An 18,783-nucleotide genomic window follows, 5' to 3' on the forward strand; every position below is an offset into this window, starting at 1 on the left:
TGCGAAAGGGCATCCGCTTGTCAGTCGCTCCTTTGACATTTCCGCCCTATGGGCGGGTGACGGTTCCGGCCTATAGTCGGACAACAGCGCAGTCGCCGGCCAAACCGGCGGCTCGCAGCACAACCTTGCCTGCGGAGGATGCCATCGCCAGCGAAGACGACATCAGGGCCGGCCTGTCGCAGCATCTGAAGCGCCTCTGGCGCTATGCCATCGTGCTCTCGAGGCAGCGCGATGTCGCCGACGATCTCGTCCAGGCAACATGCGTGCGGGCCCTAGAGCGAGCCGGCCAATACGATCCCGGTACAAGGCTTGATCGCTGGCTGTTCGCGATCCTGCATTCGATCTGGCTGAACGAGGTGCGTTCGCGGCGGGTCCGGATGGGCCAGGGCTTTGTCGAGGCTGACGAAATCCTCGTGTTCGACGGCGCCGCGCAGACGGAAACGCATCTCATGGCCGTACAGGTCATGCGCAAGGTCCAGGACCTGCCGGAGGCCCAGCGGACTGCTGTCTTTCTGGCCTATGTGGAAGGCCTATCCTACCGCGAGGTGGCGACCGTCCTCGACGTGCCCATTGGCACCGTGATGAGCCGGCTGGCCGCCGCAAGGGCCAAACTCGCGGAGAACATGGCGCCATCGGACGGCGAGAGACGATCGAACGAGGAACGGCGATGAGCACCCGCGACAGAAATCATGGTCTCTCCGACGAATTGCTGACCGCCTTCATCGATGGTGAACTCGGCGCCGACGAGGCTGCAAGGGTGGAGGCGCTGATCGGCGCCGATCCTTCGGTTGCCGAGCGCTTCGACCAGCTCAGCCGCGCCGATCTTCCCTATGCCGCTGCCTTCGAGCCGCTTCTGGACGCAGCGCCGGGCGACCGGCTGGAGGCCATGCTCGCATCCATTCCACCCGTAAAAGCCAGTCATCGATTTACCGCCGCCATCGGCCGGCGCGGTTTCCTCGCCGCGGCAGCCGCCTGTGTCATTGCCGGCATTGCCATCGACCGTGCCGTCATCGGTGTCGATCGCCGATTGAACCAGCCGGGCGAGGGCGCCGAATGGCGCGCTGTCGTCGCCGACTATGTCGCGCTTTACAGCCCGGATACGCTGAGTGCGCCCGCAGGCGACAGGGCGGCGCAACTGGCGGAACTCGACCGGGTCGGATCGAAGATCGGCCTTTCCCTCAGCCCCGAGGCCATCGCTCTTCCCGGTGCCGATTTCCGTCGAGCTCAAGTGCTGCAATACGACGGCGAACCGCTGGCCCAGATCGCCTATCTCGACCCGGAGGACGGCCCGATGGCGCTGTGTATCGTCAAATCTGCAGGCGCTGCCGCAGGACCTGAAACGGAACGCCGTCACGGCATGAATGTCGTCTACTGGTCGGCCAGAGGACACGCCTTCATGCTGATCGGCCACGCCGACGCCGACCGTATGAAGATCGCGGCGGAGCAGGTGCGGGCCAGGCTTTCCGCATGAGACGGTAGCATGGTGGCTCAACCGGCACTGTATTCAAAAAGAATTTGGCGAAAGCCGCGCATGCTGGTATCCTCGCACCAACGAAAATCAAATGAGTGCCAGCTGCATGCCGTTACGGCCTTGCGCGGTGCGATGGAAGACACACGTGGAAGACCCCGACAGCGGCTCAAAGCCGCAAACAGGCGGGGCGTCGGTAGCAGAGCGTGGGAAAAAACCTTCCCGGCGCGCGAGGCGAAAGCGTGGCGGACCTCCGCGCGAAATAGCCTCCCCTGCGGAACCAGGCCCGATCAGCGCCGCTGATCCCGCCATGCGCCCCAAAGATAACAAAAGCACCCAGCCGCATGGCAAGCGGAAGCGTCGCCGTCGTGCCAATGGCGGCGAGCGCACGACCGTCGCGGTGGCCGATGCGACGATCCATGTCATGACGATTGTCGAGGCACATCCCGAGCGGCCGTCGCTGGCTCAGGCTCCCAAAAACGGTGCGAACCGACGCAAGCATCGTGGCAAGCGCGGTTTGCAGGGGCGTCCCCTCGCGCAGGAAAAGCCGGCACATGTGGTCCCTCCTGCCCACGGCGCCGCGAATGCCCGCAATGCCGCGCAGCACCATGTTCATGGCCGGCATCAGCCGCAGACGCATGCCGATCCGAAGCCTGCCGCCGACAGCATCGATCACCACCACCAGCAGCCGGTCGATCTCTATGCGGCGCTGGATCTCGGCACCAACAACTGCCGGCTGCTGATCGCCCAGCCTACGCGTCCCGGGCAGTTCCGCGTCATCGATGCGTTCTCTCGCATTGTCAGGCTCGGCGAGGGCCTCGGTGCCAGCGGGCGGCTTTCGACAGATGCCATGGACCGCGCCGTGGAAGCACTGCGCATCTGTGCCGCGAAGCTGAAGGCGCGCGATATCCGCCGGATGCGGTTGATTGCCACGGAAGCCTGCCGCGCCGCCGAAAATGGCGAGCTGTTCCTCGCGCGCGTTCTCGAGGAAACCGGTCTCGAGCTCGAGATCATCGACCGGGAGACAGAAGCGCGCCTTGCCGTCTCCGGTTGCTCCTCGCTGGTCGGCCCGGAAGCCCGCTCCGTGGTGCTGTTCGACATCGGTGGTGGCTCGTCCGAGATTGCCGTCATTCGCATCGACGATCACCGCTCCAGCCGCCTTGCCAACCACATCACCCACTGGACGTCGCTGCCGGTCGGCGTCGTCACCCTGTCGGAGCGTCACGGGGGCCGCGACGTCAGCCCTGTCGTCTTCGAGGCAATGATCAACGAAGTCGAGGGCATGCTCGACAAGTTCGATTGCCCGCCGTCGCCGCTTGCTATGCGCGACAGCACGGATTTCCACCTGATCGGCACCTCCGGAACGGTGACGACGCTCGCCGGCGTCCATCTCGATCTGCCGCGTTACGACCGTCGCAAGGTCGACGGCGTCTGGCTGTCCGACGACGAGGTGACGGCAATGCAGGCAAAGCTGCTCTCCTGGGATTTCGCCGGTCGCGCTGCCAATCCGTGCATCGGGCCAGATCGCGCCGATCTGGTCCTGGCCGGCTGCGCCATTCTCGAGGCCATCCGCCGCCGTTGGCCGAGCCCGCGCATGCGCGTTGCCGATCGTGGATTGCGTGAAGGCCTGCTCACCGACATGATGGCAGATGACGGGGTCTGGCGGCGCGGTCGCTCGCGCCGCGGCTATCGTCCGAACAATTGAAGGGGTCGTATCGATGACCAAACCACCCGTAGGTGCCAACCGCACCGGCCGCAAGCTTGGCCAGCGCGTCACCAAGAAGAAGATGAAAGCCTCGTCGCGCCAGTGGCTGCATCGTCACATCAACGATCCCTACGTGCAGCGGGCGCAGCTCGAGGGTTATCGCGCCCGAGCCGCCTTCAAGCTGCTGGAGATCGACGAGAAGCATCACATCCTCAAGGGTGCGCAGCGCATCATCGACCTCGGTGCGGCCCCAGGCAGCTGGTCGCAGATCGCTGCCAAGGTGACCGGCTCGACCGACGAGGACATCCGCGTCGCTGCGATCGACTTCCTCGAAATGACGCAGCTGCCGGGCGTCAAGATCCTGCAGCTCGACTTCCTCGACGAACACGCACCGCGCCTCCTGATCGAGGCGGTTGGCGGCCAGCCGGATATCGTTCTCTCCGACATGGCAGCCCCGACCACCGGCCATCATCGCACCGACCACCTGCGCACCATGCATCTCTGCGAAGTCGCTGCCTATTTCGCTATCGAAGTGCTGGCTGAAGGCGGCCATTTCCTGGCAAAGACCTTCCAGGGTGGCGCCGAGCGTGACCTGCTGACGCTGCTCAAGCAGAACTTCAAGCAGGTCGTACACGTCAAGCCGGCCTCGTCGAGGCAGGAATCCGTCGAGATGTTCCTGCTTGCCAAGGGCTTCAAAGGTCGCAAGGCGGATATCGAAGAAGAGACGAATTAAGCCTAGTTTCCAAATTATTCAAAGCATCACTATGAATAGCCAGTCTCTCTGGCTAATCTTTGCGGATGCTGCTTTACGTCACCATCGGAACCAACGATATCCATCGCGCCGGCGATTTCTACGATGCTGTTCTGGCGGGCCTCGGCTACAGGCGCCAGCGGGATTCGGAGGAAGAGATCGGCTATGCTGCCGATGGCGACAGCCGTTGCCGCCTCTGGGTGGTGATGCCCTTTAACCGGCGCGCGGCCAGCATCGGCAATGGCTCGATGGTTGCGCTGGATGCGGAAAGCCGCGCCGCCGTAGATGCCTTCCATGCGCAGGCGCTGGCCCATGGCGGCAGCGACGAGGGTGCCCCCGGCCTGCGCTCCTACCACGCCAACTTCTACGCCGCCTATGTCCGCGATCCCGATGGCAACAAGCTCAGCGCAGTCTGCGAGCAACCTTCCTGATCGAGGGCTGACGCGTTACTCTGCGGCGGGCGTCTGCGGCACAGCCAGAACCTCTGCCTTGCTGGGTCCTGCCCCATGGCCAGAGAGCAGTGCACCGGCGTTGCGGTCGAGGCGCAGGAACGGCAGCGTCGCGATGACGGTCAGCACCGAGAGCGTGAAGAAGGCGATGTGGAAATCGGCGACCTGCAGGCTGGTGCCGCTGAAGAAGGTCGTCGTCTCCAGGATCGCGGCGGCCACGGCAACGCCGAGCGCGAGGCTGACCTGCTGCATCACCGAGCTCATCGACGTCGCCTGGCTTGCCTCCCGGTCATCGACATCGGCAAAGGCCAGCGCATTGATCCCCGTAAAGAAGAACGACCGCGAGAAGCCTCCGAGAAGCAGCACGCCGATGATCACGAGGTGAGACGTCGTTGGCTCGAAGAAGCCGATGGCAACCGTGGTCATGGTCGTGACGCCGGCGGCCGTCAGCAGTGCGGTCCGGAAGCCGAAGGCGGCAAAGACGCGCTTGGCGATGAACTTGGTGCTGATCGCCCCGATGGCGCCGGCAAAGGTGATCAGCCCCGACTGGAATGGGTTCAGGCCGAAACCCAGCTGCAGCATCAACGGCAATAGGAACGGCATGGCGCCTATGCAGATGCGGAACAGGATGCCGCCGGTCACCGATGCGCGGAACGTCGGCTTCCGCAACAGTTTCAGATTGAGGATCGGCGACGGATGATTGCGGGCGTGGCCGACATAGAGAAGGCCGCAGACAAAGCCGATGACCACTGCCGAGATGCCGATATAGGAGGGCAGGGCCGGCAGGCTGATGACGGACATGCCGAAAACGATGCCGGCAGCAGCAAACGAGGTCAGCAGGAAGCCGATGATATCCAGCTTCGGCGGCGCCATGGCCTCGACTTCCGGCAGGAATATGGTCGCGAGGATAACGCCGACGATGCCGACCGGCACATTGATCAGGAAGATCCAATGCCAGGAGAAGTAGGTGGTGATGAAGCCACCGAGCGGCGGCCCGGCCAGCGGTCCCACAAGCGCCGGTATGCTGAGCAGCGCCATCGCTGACACCAGATCGCTGCGCTTGGTGGTGCGCACCAGAACCAGTCGTCCGATCGGCGTCATCATCGAGCCACCGACGCCCTGCAGGAAGCGCGAGCCGACGAACTCCAGCAGGCTGCCCGATGCGGCGCAGAAGATCGATCCGACGACGAAGACGCAGATAGCAATGCGGAAAATCCGCTTGGCGCCGAAACGATCCGCCATCCAGCCGCTGATCGGGATGAACACCGCGAGCGCCACCATGTAGGAGGTCAGCGCAAGCTTCAGCGTGATCGGCCCGACATGCAGATCCGCCGCAATCGCCGGCAGCGCCGTGGCGATCACCGTCGAGTCCATCTGTTCCATGAAGAGTGCGATAGCGAGGATGAGCGGGACGATGCGATTCATAGGCTGGTGCCTTGCATGGGATGCCGTCGTGGAGATGCCGCCTGGGCGGTAGCCGCTCTCTATTCCTCGGGACTTGCTCTGCCAATCCCCTAATAAGCCTGCTGTCGCTATCGGGATCACGTCTTCGTGAAATCGCTTGCCAACCTCGCTGCCTGTCTAGTTTTGACATGTGCCATCAGCATGAAAATGCTAATCGCACCGAGCCGCGCGAGTATGCATTTGACCTTTGGCCGGAAATTTCGCGCGCATATTTGGCGGCATTGCCGCACTGTAGGAGCAAGACTGTATGACTGTTTTACCGCTGCCGGAAATCAACCAGTTCAAACTGGGTGCGCTGAAATTCACGGTCATCAAGGACGGCGTCAGCATTCTGGATAGACCCTGGGAAACCTTCGGCGTCAATCAGAGGCCCGAGACGGTGCAGGCACTGCTGGCAGACAACTTTCTGCCGACCGACCGCTTCGTCAACAGCTATTCGCCGGTCATCATCGACAACGGCAAGGACGTGATCCTCGTCGATACCGGCTTTGGCGCGGCGATGCGCGAAAAGGGCGGCGGTCGCCTGGCGGCCGGCATGAAGACGGCCGGCTACGAACCGGAGAGCATCACCCGCGTCCTGCTCACCCACCTGCACGGTGACCACATCGCAGGCTTGATGGAAGACGGAAAGCCGGCCTTCGCGAATGCCAGCTACACAGCCGGTCGCATCGAATATGATTTCTGGACCGATGAGGCCCGGCAGGGAACTCCCGCTGAAGGCAACCAGAAAAGCGTGCTCGCCAACGTCGTGCCGCTGGCGGAGAAGATCACCTTCGTCAACGACGGCGATACGGTGGTGCCCGGCATGACAGCCATGCTGGCGCCCGGCCATACGCCCGGCCACATGGTCTTCCACGTGGAGTCCGAGGGCGAGCAGATCGTGCTGACTGCGGATACCGCCAACCACTATGTCCTGTCGCTGCAGCAGCCGGACTGGGAGGTCCGTTTCGATCTGGACAAGGTGCAGGCCGCCCAGACACGCCGGCGTATCTTCGACCTGATCGCGAAGGACCGCATCCCGTTCCTTGGCTACCACATGCCGTTCCCGGCGGTCGGTTTCGTCGAGAAAATCGACACCGGCTTCCGCTTCGTGCCGAAAAGCTATCAATTCGACTTCTGACGGCAGCCGACAGGGCAGAGCCCAAATGCCCACGTATACGTCATCCATGAAACTACGACCGGTGCCATCGGCTCCGGTCGTCGTGGCCTCTCGCCGCCTCATGCATAGCTGCGTTGCAACCGCGCGACTGCGTTTTGCTATTTCCATCGGTCCGCGGACGTGGTACCAGCCCTCGCCAACTCTTAATCAATTCTTGCATCACCGCCGGGGCGGATAATCATTCCGGGGGTGCTCCGCATTTTCTTAAAGACGAGGAATTGGCATGGCCCGCATCATTGAAACAGCAACTGGGCTCGAAGCCCTGACCTTTGACGACGTGCTTCTGCAGCCCGGACATTCCGAAGTGATGCCCGGCCAGACCAATGTCTCGACCCGCATCGCCCAGGATATCGAACTGAACCTGCCGATCATCTCGGCGGCGATGGACACCGTCACAGAGGGTCGCCTCGCCATCGCCATGGCTCAGGCCGGTGGCATCGGCGTCATCCACCGCAACCTGACCCCCGTCGCCCAGGCCGAGCAGGTCCGCCAGGTGAAGAAGTTCGAAAGCGGCATGGTCGTCAACCCGGTCACCATCGGCCCCGACGCCACGCTCGCCGATGCGCTCGGACTGATGAAGCACTACCACATTTCCGGCATCCCTGTCGTCGAGAGCCCAGGCAGCGACACCGAGAAGCCCGGTCGCCTGGTCGGCATCCTTACCAACCGCGACGTCCGCTTCGCCTCCGATCCAAACCAGAAAATCTACGAGTTGATGACCCGTGAGAACCTCATCACGGTGAAAGAAAATGTCGATCAGCAGGAAGCCAAGCGTCTTCTCCACTCGCACCGCATTGAAAAGCTGCTGGTCGTGGATGCCGAAGGCCGCTGCGTCGGCCTGATCACCGTCAAGGACATCGAGAAGTCCCAGCTCAACCCGAATGCCTCCAAGGACAGCCAGGGCCGCCTGCGCGCCGCCGCTGCCATCAACGTCGGCGACGACGGTTTCGAGCGTGCCGAACGCCTGATCGAGGCCGGTGTCGACCTGCTGGTCGTCGATACCGCCCATGGCCATTCGCAGCGCGTCCTCGATGCCGTGACCCGCGTCAAGCGCCTGTCGAATTCCGTTCGCGTCATGGCCGGCAATGTCGCCACCTATGACGGCACCCGCGCCCTGATCGATGCCGGCGCTGATGCCGTCAAGGTCGGGATCGGCCCGGGCTCGATCTGCACCACCCGCATCGTTGCCGGCGTCGGCGTGCCGCAGCTGGCCGCCATCATGTCGGCCGTCGAGGCAGCACAGGCACAGAACATCCCGATCATCGCCGACGGCGGCATCAAGTTTTCGGGCGATCTGGCCAAGGCCATCGCCTCCGGTGCGTCAGCCGTGATGATCGGCTCGCTGCTGGCCGGCACGGACGAAAGCCCCGGCGAGGTCTATCTCTACCAGGGTCGCTCCTTCAAGGCCTATCGCGGCATGGGCTCCGTCGGCGCCATGGCGCGTGGCTCGGCAGACCGCTACTTCCAGGCGGAGGTTCGCGACACCCTGAAGCTGGTGCCCGAGGGCATCGAGGGCCAGGTGCCCTACAAGGGCCCGGTCTCGGGCGTCCTTCACCAGCTCGGCGGCGGCCTGAAGGCGGCCATGGGCTATGTCGGCGGCAAGGACATCGCCGATTTCCAGCAGAAGGCGACCTTCGTGCGCATCTCCGGCGCTGGCCTCCGCGAAAGCCACACCCACGACGTGACGATCACCCGCGAAAGCCCGAACTATCCTGGCGGCGGTCTCTGATTGATGCAGCCGGACGGCGGGCCTCTGAAACGGTGGATCTCGGGCCTGGCGGCGCTTTGCATAGCGCTGGCAGCCTGGATCTATATGGGTTTCGTGCTGCCATTCCGGGCTGCCGCTGCGGGTCGTGATGTCCTCGCGATCCGCATAGCGGGCTACGAGGCCGCCGACGTCCGCGACATGGCGGAATTTCTGCGCACCCACCCCGATGCGGCGGTAATCCAGCATGGACTGGATACCGGGCCGGCGCTGGTCTTCGCGGTGGCGTCCGCAGCCCTGCTTTTCCTGCTCCTGAAGCGCGTCAAACCCGGCGGCATCTTTTTCGGCAGGCCGATTCCTCCGGCCGGCGTCTTCCTGCTGTTCTGTCTGCCTATTCTCTACGGACTGGTCGGCTGCGGTGAGACGATCCTCGCAATGTTGGTCTTCCCGCCGGCCGTAGCGTCAGAGCAAACGCTTGCATTTGCCTCCGCTGTCATGCCCGTGCTCGGGCGACTGAAGTTCCTGACGCTGGTTGTGGCCGTCATACTGCTCATCCGCTTCGCCGTCCTCAGCCGCCAGCCCGAACCGGATTGATAGGCCAGTTGCTGGGCTCGTGGGCAATCCGGAAGCTGTCGCAAAGTGATCGGCGGATACCCGTTGCAGGCGCTGGCAGGCGCGTGTTTTTTCGACTAGAGCAGCGTCATGTTCCCGCAGTTCTTGGAGTCGCTGCATGACCGGCTATGAAATGTTTTGGCCCTTGGTGGCGCAGACCGTTCTGGTGCTTATCCTCTACGGCCTGCTCAGCCTGCGCCGCTCTGCTGCCATGAAGAGCGGCAGGGCTAAGATGGAGCAATTCCGAGAAAATCGCGACGAGCCGGCCGAGAGCCTGGTGGTGCGCAATGCCATCGCCAACCAGTTCGAATTGCCGGTGCTGTTCTACGTCGTCTCCATCGTCCTGTTCATGACTCAGGCCGACAACCTTCCGGCGGTCGCGCTTGCCTGGTTCTTCGTGGCGATGCGCTATGGCCACGCCTATGTGCATGTCACGAGCAACAACCTGCGCTACCGCAGCCCCCTGTTTGCCTTGAGCTTTCTGGCGCTCGTCGGCCTCTGGGTATGGCTGGCGGTATGGCTCGCCTTTTCCTAATCAGCCTGCTACCGGTGCCGGGCTTGCCGCAATGACGGCGTCTGCCAGCGCCTGCATGTCGATGTCGCTCTGGTTATTGCGCCGCCACGCCAGCCCGATCTCGCGTGACGGCTGAGGCTCCGCGAAGGGGACGATGCGGATGCTGGTACGGCCGGTCTCGGTGGCGACGGCCATTTCGGGGATCAGCGTCATTCCCATGTCGTGCGACACCATCTGCAGCAGCGTCGTCATCGACGTCGCCCCGAAATTGACAAGGCTGCGCTTGCCGGCGCCGCAGACGGAAAGCGCCTGTTCGCGCAGGCAGTGGCCTTCTTCCAGCAGCAGCAGGCGGTCGACATCCACTTCGTTTTCGGTGAGCGGCGACATTAGCACATCATCGCCGTTCTCGGCCATCGCCATGAAGAACCGGTCGGTGAAAAGCGATCGGGTGCGAATGCCTTCGCCCTCGAGCGGCAGCGCCGCAATGACGGCATCCAGCCTTCCTTCGGCGAGATCCGCCAGCAGCCGGCTGGTCACCGCCTCCTTCAGTTCGATCTCGACGTTAGGATAAGCGCGGCGCAGGTAGGGCACGAACTGCGGCACCAGGTAAGGTGCGACGGTCGGGATGATGCCGATGCGGATCAGCCCGTCGAGCACGCCGCCCTCTCGCCGGACCGACCGCTCGAGCCGATCGACCTCATGCAATATGGTGTGGACATGGGTCAGCACCTCCTCGCCCTTGCGCGTCAGGATCGTGCTGCCGCGCGTGCGCTCCACCAGCTTGGCGCCGAGATAATTCTCCATCTCCATGATCTGCGCGGAAAGTGCCGGCTGGCTGATGTGGACGAGATCGGCGGCCCGGCCGAAATGTCGGGTAGTGGCAAGGGCTTCGAAATAGCGCATCTGGCGCAACGTCAGCATGATAGGATTTCCGGATCAAAAATGACATCTAATACGATTGGAAATTATCGAAAGTCAATGGGACAAGGTGCGACCGAACGTGCAGGAGGGTTCAACACGCATCTGAGCCATGCCGGAAATGGATGCACAAAAGACATCCTACAATCCGTTCGACCTGACGAAAGTCTGGCCGCACCCGGAGTATCCGCCGATCGAAATCGGCGTGATCGAACTGAACCGCAATCCGGAAAACTACTTCGCCGAGATCGAGACGCCGCGTTCTCGCCGTCGAACATCGCCGCTGCCATGGGCGAGATCGTCGAGCGTCAGCTGGCCCATTTCAAGCTGGTGCATCCGGAATACGAGGCCGGTGTCCGTATCGCGCTCAAGAACGCGCACGGCTACGAAGCCGATACGATCAGCGCCGCCGCAGAGTAGGGCTTTTTGCTGCGAAAACAGAGTTTGGAAATCGGGGCTTTTGCCCCGATTTCTGTTTCAGGCGGACCCTGCCAGATGGGCGATTACCAGCTCGGAAGCACCAGGGCGGCCTTGGAGCGCGGCAGGTAGCGGTTGAGGCCCTTGCTGTCGGCTTCACTCTCTTCGCCCGTGGCGGCCGGCGTGATGTTATCCAGGCAGGCCGAGATATGCGCGGTGATGGCGTTCATCAGCGATGCGGAGACACCCGGCCGCTTCATGATGCCGATCTGCACCGGCGGCAGTGCTGGAAAGCCATCTGCGTGGCTGAGAACCTTCATGCCGTTGCGCAGCGCCGATTCCGGCATCACCGACACCGCAAGGCCCGCCAGCACTGCAGATGCAATGACGGTGCACGACCAGCTCGTGAACAGCACCTGATATTCGCGGCCGACAGCATCGAGCGACGAACAGCTGACCTGCCGCCACGGGCAATCCCGCCTGCCCAGCGCCAGCGGCACCGGTGCGTCGTCACGCAGCGGATGGTTGGCCGAACTCACCCAGCAGAGCGGCTCGGTCCTGACCACGTCGGACACACGTTCGCGCGGATTGTGGGTGACGAGCGCGATGTCGAGTTCGCCGCGCGCCATCTTCTCGGCGAGGTCGACCGACGGCTCGCAGACGATGTAAAGCTCGACATTCGGATGGGTCTTGGCAAAGCGGCCGATGATCTCCGGCATATAGCGGTCGGCGTAATCGTCGGGCGTGCCGATGCGCAGCGTGCCTTCCAGCCGGTTATCGTCGAAGGCCGCAATCGCCTCGTTGTTGAGGCGGATGATGCGCCGCGCATAGTCGAGCAGCTTTTCGCCCTCGGCCGTCAGCCGGTTGCCGCGACCGTCCTTGATGAACAGCTGCTTGCCAACCCGCTCCTCGAGCCGGCGCATCTGCATGGAGACTGCAGACTGGGTCTTGAAGATACGGTCGGCCGCCTTGGTGAAGCTGCCGGTGTCGACAATAGCAATGAAGGTCTGCAACTGGTCGATATCGAGCGGCGCTGCCATTGTCTCACCTATGAAAAGAGTTGATGACAAGCATTAGAAACATTCGTTGGACTGATCAATAGCCATTTGGCATCTTCCAACTGCAAATTGCATCGCAATCGAACGGCAGCGTCGTCGTTCGCGCCCGATCAACACCACCTGATCTCCCGGATCCCCCCATGAGGAGGGTGGTTTTTGCGTGCCTTGGGAAGGATAGTCAAATGAGCACGACGGAACTGAGACTGCCAATGAAGACCGCCACACGCACCCTGCCCCTTGCAGCCCGCGTGACCTATGTCTTTGCCATGCTGATCTCTGCAGGCCGCGTGTTCCGCCATCGCACCGAAATCAATCGGCTGCAGGATCTCGACGACAACCAGCTGCGTGACATCGGATTGACCAGGGGCGAGCTGAACAGGGCCCTCATGGGTTCCTCGTTCTTCGAAGACCCGTCGTTGCACCTGACGCAGTCCGCCCGGCGCCGTGCGCGTAGCTTCGGCAGCGATGATTTTCGCGGCTGAGAATTCAAGTTTCCCCGCAGGGTGATAGCCAATTGCCCTGCCTCTTGCCCGGTGTCCGGCCTAGCCGACACCGGGTTTTTTTGTGCCGGCCCCGCGCGTGCCGAATACTCTAATATTGGTATTCGTCGAAAACCGGCTCGACGGACTGATTCCAGCGACCGTTATAGCGCGTCAGCATGTCGTCGGAGAGGGTCGCCTTATTGGCCAGAACTTCTTCGAGAGGCGCGAGGAACAGGCTTTCGTCCTGGCCTTCGCTGTTGAGACGGGCACGAGATTTGAGGCCGGCGCGCGAGATCGAAACCACGTCACGGGCGATGTCGAGCAGCGAGCGACCGCCAAAGCTTGCAGTCAGGCCCTGCACAGGCACCGCGTTGCGCAGCGTCTCGACCTCGTCGAAGCCCCAGCCCTTGGTCATCTCGTCAGCCGCCGACAGGGCAGCGTCGTCATAGAGCAACCCGACCCAGAATGCCGGCAGGGCGCAGATCCGGCGCCAGGGACCGCCATCGGCACCGCGCATTTCCAGGAATCGCTTCAGCCGCACATCGGGAAACAAGGTGGACAGGTGGTTGGTCCAGTCGCCCATGGTCGGCTCCCACGATGCAACCTCACCCTTCAGCGCGCCGTTCATGAACTGGCGGAATGTAACGTGGGTACAGTCGTGGTAGCTGCCGTCACGAACGATGAAGTACATCGGCACGTCGAGCGCCCATTCGACATAATGCTCGAAGCGGAAATCGTCGCCGAAGGTGAATGGCAGCAAGCCGGAACGGTTGTTGTCCGTATCGCGCCAGATATCGCCTCGCCAGGAAGACAGGCCGTTCGGCTTGCCTTCGGTAAACGGAGATGCGGCAAACAGCGCTGTTGCCAGCGACTGCAGCTTCATCGATACGCGCATCTTCTGGCGCATGTCTGCTTCGGAGGAGAAGTCGAGGTTCACCTGGATGGTGCAGGTGCGATACATCATGTCCAGCCCCTTGCTGCCGACTTTCGGCATGTAGCGGGTCATGATGTCATAGCGCGATTTCGGCATGCGCGGCGTTTCGGCCAGCGTCCATTTAGGGCTGCCACCGACGCCGAGAAAGCGGATACCCATCGGCTCGGCAACTTCGCGCACGGTTGCGAGGTGCTGGTTGGATTCCTTGCAGGTCTGGTGAATAGTCTCGACCGGCGCCCCGGACAGCTCGAACTGGCCACCGGGTTCAATCGATATCGCACCCATGCCCGATGGTTCGGCCAGCCCGATGACATGGCCGGCATCGATGATCTCGTCCCAACCGAGCTTTTCGCGCATGCCCTTCAGCAGGGCCGAGATGCTGGCATCGCCGAAATAGGGAACCGGGCTGTTGTCGGCGCGGAAAAAGGCGAACTTCTCGTGCTCGGTGCCGATGCGAAAGCTGTCCTTCGGCTTGCTGCCGGCGTCGAGATATTCGGTCAGTTCCGACACCGATTCGATCGGGGTCTGGTCGGTCGTGTCGCGGGCCATGAAGCTACCTTGATCTCGGAAGGGTGCCTGTGCGGAAGACAGACAGAAAGAATGGCTGATAGGGCTGGACTCAGTTACGGTGCAAGTGAATTTGTTTCAAGGCTTGTTCAGAAAAATACGATCTCGCCCAAATTTGTACAGTGCCTTGAGTAATTATTGCCAATCGCCGATCGCCGCTTGGATCACCGCCATCGCAGCGACCGCTGCTGTGTCGGCTCTGAGGATACGGGGCCCGAGCGGAATGGCGGTCACGAAATCCAGGGATCGCAACCGGGCGCGCTCGTCCTCCGAAAACCCGCCCTCCGGCCCGACAAGAAGTGCCAGCCGCGTCTCCTGTATGGACCGCAGCAGCGGAAGCGGGTTCTGCGCTGCATCGCCCTCGTCACAATAGATGATACGGCGCTCGCTCGGCCAGCGATCGAGCAGGTCATTGAGCTTCACGGGCTCGGCCACCTCGGGAATGGCGAGGATGCCGCATTGCTCGGCTGCCTCGACCGCGTTGGCGCGCAGCCGGTCGATGCTGCCGATCTTGCCCTGCACATGCTGTGTCATCACCGGTTGCAGAATGCCTGCGCCCATTTCCACGGCCTTCTGGACCAGATAGTCGAGACGGCCGACTTTCAGCGGCGCGAAGAGATAGTGCAGATCCGAAGGTGCGGGCTGCGGGCGTGTCTGCAAATGGGGGATCAGCAGCAGGCGCTTGCGGGTCGGAAAGGCGAGCTTGGCCTGCCATTCCCCGTCGCGGCCGTTGAAGATCAAGATCTCCGCATCGGCTTCGAGCCGCAGCACGTTGGCCAGATAGTTGAATTGTTCTGCGCCGACCTCGAGGGGCTGGCCCTCTGAGATATCGGCGGCGACGAACAGTCGCTGCATACGAAAATTGGCGCGCATGAAAACCCTGGCTGTTAGACGAAGAGCGCGAACATAACCGAATAAACCCCGGCCGCAAGCAGGGCCGCCGCAGGCACCGTCACGATCCAGGCGCCGATGATCGTCAGGAAATGCGACCGGCGTACCAGGCGTCGGCGGCTGATCTCGTCCGGATTGTAGACTTCCTGTTCCTCGATATCCCAATGCTCCGCCTTCATCCGCATATAGGCCATCCGCCGTTTCGAGTTGCGGGTATACCATTCACGGAAGAACCCGACGCCGAAGACCGCGCCGATTGCGACATGGGTCGAGCTGACCGGCATTCCGAACCAGGAAGTGACGATAACGGTCAGCGCCGCCGAAAGAGCGACGCAGTAGCCGCGCATCGGGTTGAGCTTGGTGATCTGCTCGCCGACAAGCCGGATCAACCGGGGCCCGAACAGCAGGATGCCGACGGCAATTCCGCAGCCGCCGATCAGGACGACCCAGAACGGCGCTGGACCGGCGGGTAAGGTCCCTGCAGAGCGCACGATCGCGCTCAGTGGGCCGACTGTGTTGGCGATATCGTTGGCGCCATGGGCAAAGGACAGCAGCGCCGCCGAGCAAATCAACGGCAGGCGAAACAGGCCGCGCAAGGCGCTGTTCTTGTTCTCGAGGCCGACCGACTGGCGCGCCACCAGAGGCCGCGCCATCAGCCACACCAGCAGGCCGACGGTGATGCCGATCGTCAGAACCGTTGCCGGGGAATAGGGCGCGGCGCGCGTCAGCACCATCACGAGGTAGGATGCAAAGGTGCCTGCCATCGTCCCCGTCAGGATCGGGATCCAGTAGCGGGCAGCAAGGATCTTGTCGTCGCGGTAGATGATGAAGGTCTTGATCAGGTACAAAAAGCCTGCGGCAATCGCCCCGGCGATCATCGGCGTCAACATCCAGGTGACCGAGATCGCGATGACAGTGCGCCAATGGATGGTATCGACACCGACGCCGGCAATCCCCGCGCCGATGACGGCGCCAACGATGGCATGCGTGGTCGAGACCGGCGCCTTCAGCCAGGTCGCAAGATTGATCCAGACGGCGGCGGCAGTCAGCGCCGAGATCATCACCCAGGCGAGCAGGCCGCTCTGGGCGATCCGCGACGTATCGATGATCTCCGAGGATATGGTCCGCACCACGGGACCGCCGGCGATGGTGGCGCCCAGCACCTCGACGACCGCCGCCATTACCAGCGCCTGCCGCATGCCGATGGCGCGCGCACCGACGGCAGCGCCTACGGTATTGGCCACATCCTTCGCGCCGATGTTGAGCGCCATATATCCAGCCAGCGCTACGCCGGCAATGACCAGCGTCGCGCCGGGTCTGTCGAACACGTAGATGCCGGCAAACAGCATGGCAACGCCGAGGAATATCAGCGCATAGCCGGGCGCGATCAGCGGCTTTACCACGTGATCGGCGGCGTCCTCGACATAGGTGAGCTTGTCGAGATCCTTGTCGAGAGTTGGCTTTATCAATCCGGCCGGCCGCTCAGACATGCTTTTTCCTCGACGTTGAGGCGCAATGCTGTGAGGTCACGACGTGGAACTGCGGTCGGTGTCTTCGGCCTGGCCGGTAAGTCCCATCCGCTGCTGGAAGGCGAGGATGAGATCGCGCAGTTCCGGTTCACGGACGCGCCTGACGGCTTCGTTGCAGGAAACCCATTCGAGCGTGCGTTCGCCCTTTTCCTTGAAATTCTTGGCAAGTTCGGTGACGGCAAGGGCGTAGACCTGCACCTTGCACGGCACGGTCAGGCCGTCCTTCATGACCTTGGGGTAGGTGAAGAAGCCGAGAGATGTGGCTTCCACTTTTCCGCGCACGCCGGCCTCCTCGTAAGCCTCGCGGGCGGCCACTTCATGCGACAGCTTGCCTGACATCGGCCAGCCCTTGGGAATGACCCAGCGACCGGTATCGCGGCTGGTCATCAGCAACATTTCCAACTCGCCTGTCTTCTTTTTAAAGCGATAGCACAGGGCTGCGTACTGCTGCCGCGGCGGGCGACGCAACATCAGATGCATATCGGTGGCGAGTCGGGCTAGGAGAGTCAACGGGCGGGTCACCTTTGTAATTTTCGCGAGGAATCATTAAACAAGTTTATTCTACATCAACCTGGGCTAGAACCTATGAAAAAGCGGTTTAGGCCCGGCTTCCAAGGTTGATTATCAGCAAATCCGCGTCTCCATCGTCAGAATCCGTCGCCGTTCGTCTCTGTGACGACGAGACGCGAGATAGCCGAGGGAGGAGGGTCGGTGACACCAGACGTAAGACGGACGCGCTAACTTTCAATCGTCCGATGGCCTCTATAGCTTCACTTTTACGATATTGCAAAAATTAAAGAGTTTCCCTTAGTGTCTTAATGTGTCTGCTCCGGAAGTGGAATGCGGAGCGTATTTCAGTGCAACGGGGATTGCCGACATGTGGCGTCGACTACTGCTTTCTATCGGCATCTGCGCGGTTGCGGTGCCTGCTTTGGCCGCAGACCGCTTCTACTGTGCAGCCGACGACACCTCCATCAAGTTCAGCATAGACAGCGGCTTTTCAGACGGTCCGGGCCACAAGCTCAATCATTTCCGTGGCCTTATGATCGGCAAGTCCGCCCTCATCCCGGAAGACTTCCGCAAACTGCCGCTGGAATCCAGCCAGTTGACGCAGTATTGGGCCTATGCCGGCGAAGTGCGGCTTGCTGTCGCAGCCTTTAACGGCAATGGCGACAACGCGGCCAGTGCCGAGCTTGTCATCGTCGCATCAGGCAAGGAAGATGGAACCCCGATGCCGGGCAGCTATGTCCTGACAATCTCCACGCCGGACGGTGCCAAGCCGGTCAAGCTGACCGGCAGGCTCACCTGCAACGCCAAGTGACGGGCCGCCAAACCCGCCGCTCTAGAACTTGAACGAAACGCCGAAGTTGATGGCATTGGTGAAGACGCGCGTCTTCAACGTGTCGCCACTGTCGATGGAAACGTTATCGACAAAGGAGTAATTGCCTTTGTATTCGACGAACGTCGCCCAGTGCTTGCTGATATCGTAGCTCACGCCTGCCTGTGCCTGTAGGGCAAGCCCGCCGAACTGATAGTCGAAGGTGCGACCGGACGAACGCGTGACTTCCACGTGCGGTACGTTGATGCCCGCGCCGGCACCCACATAGGGCGTCCATTTGCGGGAAGGGTCCTGAAAACGATAGAGCGCGTTGGCCGTCAGCAGATTGAGCCCGTCCGTGAACTCGAAGTGCGACCAGCCCGGTGTGTTGCCGAGGTCGCCATAGACCTTGGCGTGGGTGTAGTCGAGCGACACGCCCCAGTCCGGCTGGTTGAGCTCGTCCAGCCACCATGTTCCGCGAACGCCGTAATAGGGCGGGTTGCTGAAGGATTTGCCGGACCAGTTCGGATCGAAATCCGCGCCGTCTGACGTCGTGACATTGCTGCCGGTCGCTCCCTGCACTCCGCCATAGGCCGAAAACATCATGTCGGCAAAAGCGTGGTCGGCAACGGTAAGAACCGTAAAGAACGCCACGGCAGCAAAGGCCGACTGGCGAAGTCGATTGGCACGGCGCATGAAGAACCCCCGGATGATTCAGTCACCCATTGATGTCGGGATTTCATGACATGGCTATTACAACAGGCGGTAGAGTGGCCATTTGCTGACCTCGTTCGCCAAGACTGCTGGTTTTGCGACGGAGAATTCGGTCGCAAAACGCAGGT

Annotated in this window: 19 protein-coding genes and 1 pseudogene; 12 read left to right on the forward strand and 8 right to left on the reverse strand. The window is 62.1% G+C overall.

Annotated elements, in window-relative coordinates; genetic code table 11:
- The first annotated feature begins 17 nt into the window (after positions 1-17).
- The 5 genes from J5274_RS07635 (at position 18) to J5274_RS07655 (ending at position 4,355) form a co-directional block, all read left to right on the forward strand.
- Entirely contained in the window at positions 18-671 is a 654-nt protein-coding gene (locus J5274_RS07635) for an RNA polymerase sigma factor (protein WP_224128232.1), read from the forward strand.
- Complete coding sequence (locus tag J5274_RS07640) at positions 668-1,471, forward strand: anti-sigma factor (protein ID WP_142824074.1); 804 nt, start codon at positions 668-670, stop codon at positions 1,469-1,471. Before J5274_RS07635 ends, J5274_RS07640 begins: the two co-directional genes overlap by 4 nt.
- Positions 1,472-1,616: 145 nt before the next feature.
- Positions 1,617-3,173 carry a Ppx/GppA phosphatase family protein gene (locus J5274_RS07645; RefSeq protein WP_142824075.1) on the forward strand — a complete coding sequence of 519 codons (1,557 nt, stop codon included), beginning with the start codon at positions 1,617-1,619 and terminating at the stop codon, positions 3,171-3,173.
- 13 nt (positions 3,174-3,186) lie between these two features.
- Complete coding sequence (locus J5274_RS07650; RefSeq protein ID WP_142824076.1) at positions 3,187-3,906, forward strand: RlmE family RNA methyltransferase; 720 nt, start codon at positions 3,187-3,189, stop codon at positions 3,904-3,906.
- A 65-nt stretch (positions 3,907-3,971) separates the two neighbouring features.
- Positions 3,972-4,355 (forward strand): VOC family protein, encoded by a 384-nt coding sequence (locus tag J5274_RS07655; protein WP_111217509.1) that lies wholly within the window; start codon positions 3,972-3,974, stop codon positions 4,353-4,355.
- A 15-nt stretch (positions 4,356-4,370) separates the two neighbouring features.
- Here J5274_RS07655 and J5274_RS07660 read toward each other — a convergent pair whose 3' ends face one another.
- A complete protein-coding gene (locus J5274_RS07660; protein WP_142824077.1) occupies positions 4,371-5,798 on the reverse strand; it encodes a DHA2 family efflux MFS transporter permease subunit in 1,428 nt (475 codons plus the stop codon).
- A 286-nt stretch (positions 5,799-6,084) separates the two neighbouring features.
- Between J5274_RS07660 and J5274_RS07665 the strand changes: the two genes are divergently transcribed.
- The 4 genes from J5274_RS07665 to J5274_RS07680 all read left to right on the forward strand — a co-directional run bounded on the left by J5274_RS07665 (position 6,085) and on the right by J5274_RS07680 (position 9,848).
- On the forward strand, positions 6,085-6,957 hold the full coding sequence (locus J5274_RS07665; RefSeq protein ID WP_142824078.1) for an MBL fold metallo-hydrolase: 873 nt from the start codon (positions 6,085-6,087) through the stop codon (positions 6,955-6,957).
- Positions 6,958-7,219: 262 nt separating this feature from the next.
- Positions 7,220-8,725, forward strand: coding sequence for an IMP dehydrogenase (gene guaB, locus J5274_RS07670; RefSeq protein ID WP_142824079.1), 1,506 nt, complete (start codon positions 7,220-7,222; stop codon positions 8,723-8,725).
- A 3-nt stretch (positions 8,726-8,728) separates the two neighbouring features.
- Positions 8,729-9,295, forward strand: a complete 567-nt coding sequence (locus tag J5274_RS07675) for a hypothetical protein (protein ID WP_142824457.1) — start codon at positions 8,729-8,731, stop codon at positions 9,293-9,295.
- 136 nt (positions 9,296-9,431) lie between these two features.
- A complete protein-coding gene (locus J5274_RS07680; RefSeq protein WP_142824080.1) occupies positions 9,432-9,848 on the forward strand; it encodes an MAPEG family protein in 417 nt (138 codons plus the stop codon).
- Here J5274_RS07680 and J5274_RS07685 read toward each other — a convergent pair whose 3' ends face one another.
- Positions 9,849-10,748, reverse strand: coding sequence for a hydrogen peroxide-inducible genes activator (locus J5274_RS07685; RefSeq protein WP_142824081.1), 900 nt, complete (start codon positions 10,746-10,748; stop codon positions 9,849-9,851).
- Between the two features lie 109 nt (positions 10,749-10,857).
- Between J5274_RS07685 and J5274_RS07690 the strand changes: the two are divergent.
- A pseudogene (locus J5274_RS07690) lies at positions 10,858-11,165 on the forward strand (catalase); the annotation flags it as partial.
- A gap of 83 nt (positions 11,166-11,248) precedes the next feature.
- Here the strand turns inward: J5274_RS07690 and J5274_RS07695 are convergent.
- Positions 11,249-12,202: a LysR substrate-binding domain-containing protein gene (locus tag J5274_RS07695; RefSeq protein WP_111217523.1), complete on the reverse strand. Its 954-nt coding sequence runs from the start codon at positions 12,200-12,202 to the stop codon at positions 11,249-11,251.
- Between the two features lie 200 nt (positions 12,203-12,402).
- Between J5274_RS07695 and J5274_RS07700 the strand changes: the two genes are divergently transcribed.
- Positions 12,403-12,702 carry a DUF1127 domain-containing protein gene (locus J5274_RS07700; protein WP_142824082.1) on the forward strand — a complete coding sequence of 100 codons (300 nt, stop codon included), beginning with the start codon at positions 12,403-12,405 and terminating at the stop codon, positions 12,700-12,702.
- Positions 12,703-12,811: 109 nt separating this feature from the next.
- Here J5274_RS07700 and J5274_RS07705 read toward each other — a convergent pair whose 3' ends face one another.
- The 4 genes from J5274_RS07705 to J5274_RS07720 all read right to left on the reverse strand — a co-directional run bounded on the left by J5274_RS07705 (position 12,812) and on the right by J5274_RS07720 (position 17,133).
- Positions 12,812-14,185 (reverse strand): glutamate--cysteine ligase, encoded by a 1,374-nt coding sequence (locus J5274_RS07705; RefSeq protein ID WP_142824083.1) that lies wholly within the window; start codon positions 14,183-14,185, stop codon positions 12,812-12,814.
- Between the two features lie 153 nt (positions 14,186-14,338).
- The gene (locus J5274_RS07710) at positions 14,339-15,076 is read right to left on the reverse strand and encodes a 16S rRNA (uracil(1498)-N(3))-methyltransferase (RefSeq protein WP_142824084.1); all 738 of its coding nucleotides are present in this window, start codon (positions 15,074-15,076) and stop codon (positions 14,339-14,341) included.
- A gap of 14 nt (positions 15,077-15,090) precedes the next feature.
- Positions 15,091-16,584: an inorganic phosphate transporter gene (locus J5274_RS07715; RefSeq protein WP_142824085.1), complete on the reverse strand. Its 1,494-nt coding sequence runs from the start codon at positions 16,582-16,584 to the stop codon at positions 15,091-15,093.
- Between the two features lie 36 nt (positions 16,585-16,620).
- Entirely contained in the window at positions 16,621-17,133 is a 513-nt protein-coding gene (locus J5274_RS07720) for an NUDIX hydrolase (protein ID WP_202617129.1), read from the reverse strand.
- Between the two features lie 367 nt (positions 17,134-17,500).
- Between J5274_RS07720 and J5274_RS07725 the strand changes: the two genes are divergently transcribed.
- A complete protein-coding gene (locus tag J5274_RS07725) occupies positions 17,501-17,944 on the forward strand; it encodes a hypothetical protein (RefSeq protein WP_219274901.1) in 444 nt (147 codons plus the stop codon).
- Between the two features lie 21 nt (positions 17,945-17,965).
- Here J5274_RS07725 and J5274_RS07730 read toward each other — a convergent pair whose 3' ends face one another.
- The gene (locus J5274_RS07730; RefSeq protein WP_142824087.1) at positions 17,966-18,637 is read right to left on the reverse strand and encodes an outer membrane protein; all 672 of its coding nucleotides are present in this window, start codon (positions 18,635-18,637) and stop codon (positions 17,966-17,968) included.
- Between the last annotated feature and the right edge of the window lie 146 nt (positions 18,638-18,783).

It is taken from the genome of Rhizobium sp. L51/94, assembly GCF_019355555.1.
GTDB classification, from domain to species: domain Bacteria; phylum Pseudomonadota; class Alphaproteobacteria; order Rhizobiales; family Rhizobiaceae; genus Rhizobium; species Rhizobium rhododendri.

What these genes read in the sequence shown, in the direction of transcription:
- J5274_RS07710 (WP_142824084.1), bottom strand. Translation starts at nt 15,076, where the DNA reads ATGCGCGCCAATTTTCGTATGCAGCGACTGTTCGTCGCCGCCGATATC.
- guaB (WP_142824079.1), top strand. Translation starts at nt 7,220, where the DNA reads ATGGCCCGCATCATTGAAACAGCAACTGGGCTCGAAGCCCTGACCTTT.
- J5274_RS07640 (WP_142824074.1), top strand. Translation starts at nt 668, where the DNA reads ATGAGCACCCGCGACAGAAATCATGGTCTCTCCGACGAATTGCTGACC.
- J5274_RS07655 (WP_111217509.1), top strand. Translation starts at nt 3,972, where the DNA reads ATGCTGCTTTACGTCACCATCGGAACCAACGATATCCATCGCGCCGGC.
- J5274_RS07730 (WP_142824087.1), bottom strand. Translation starts at nt 18,637, where the DNA reads ATGCGCCGTGCCAATCGACTTCGCCAGTCGGCCTTTGCTGCCGTGGCG.
- J5274_RS07680 (WP_142824080.1), top strand. Translation starts at nt 9,432, where the DNA reads ATGACCGGCTATGAAATGTTTTGGCCCTTGGTGGCGCAGACCGTTCTG.
- J5274_RS07715 (WP_142824085.1), bottom strand. Translation starts at nt 16,584, where the DNA reads ATGTCTGAGCGGCCGGCCGGATTGATAAAGCCAACTCTCGACAAGGAT.
- J5274_RS07665 (WP_142824078.1), top strand. Translation starts at nt 6,085, where the DNA reads ATGACTGTTTTACCGCTGCCGGAAATCAACCAGTTCAAACTGGGTGCG.
- J5274_RS07695 (WP_111217523.1), bottom strand. Translation starts at nt 12,202, where the DNA reads ATGGCAGCGCCGCTCGATATCGACCAGTTGCAGACCTTCATTGCTATT.
- J5274_RS07650 (WP_142824076.1), top strand. Translation starts at nt 3,187, where the DNA reads ATGACCAAACCACCCGTAGGTGCCAACCGCACCGGCCGCAAGCTTGGC.
- J5274_RS07705 (WP_142824083.1), bottom strand. Translation starts at nt 14,185, where the DNA reads ATGGCCCGCGACACGACCGACCAGACCCCGATCGAATCGGTGTCGGAA.
- J5274_RS07700 (WP_142824082.1), top strand. Translation starts at nt 12,403, where the DNA reads ATGAGCACGACGGAACTGAGACTGCCAATGAAGACCGCCACACGCACC.
- J5274_RS07660 (WP_142824077.1), bottom strand. Translation starts at nt 5,798, where the DNA reads ATGAATCGCATCGTCCCGCTCATCCTCGCTATCGCACTCTTCATGGAA.
- J5274_RS07675 (WP_142824457.1), top strand. Translation starts at nt 8,729, where the DNA reads ATGCAGCCGGACGGCGGGCCTCTGAAACGGTGGATCTCGGGCCTGGCG.
- J5274_RS07685 (WP_142824081.1), bottom strand. Translation starts at nt 10,748, where the DNA reads ATGCTGACGTTGCGCCAGATGCGCTATTTCGAAGCCCTTGCCACTACC.
- J5274_RS07725 (WP_219274901.1), top strand. Translation starts at nt 17,501, where the DNA reads ATGTGGCGTCGACTACTGCTTTCTATCGGCATCTGCGCGGTTGCGGTG.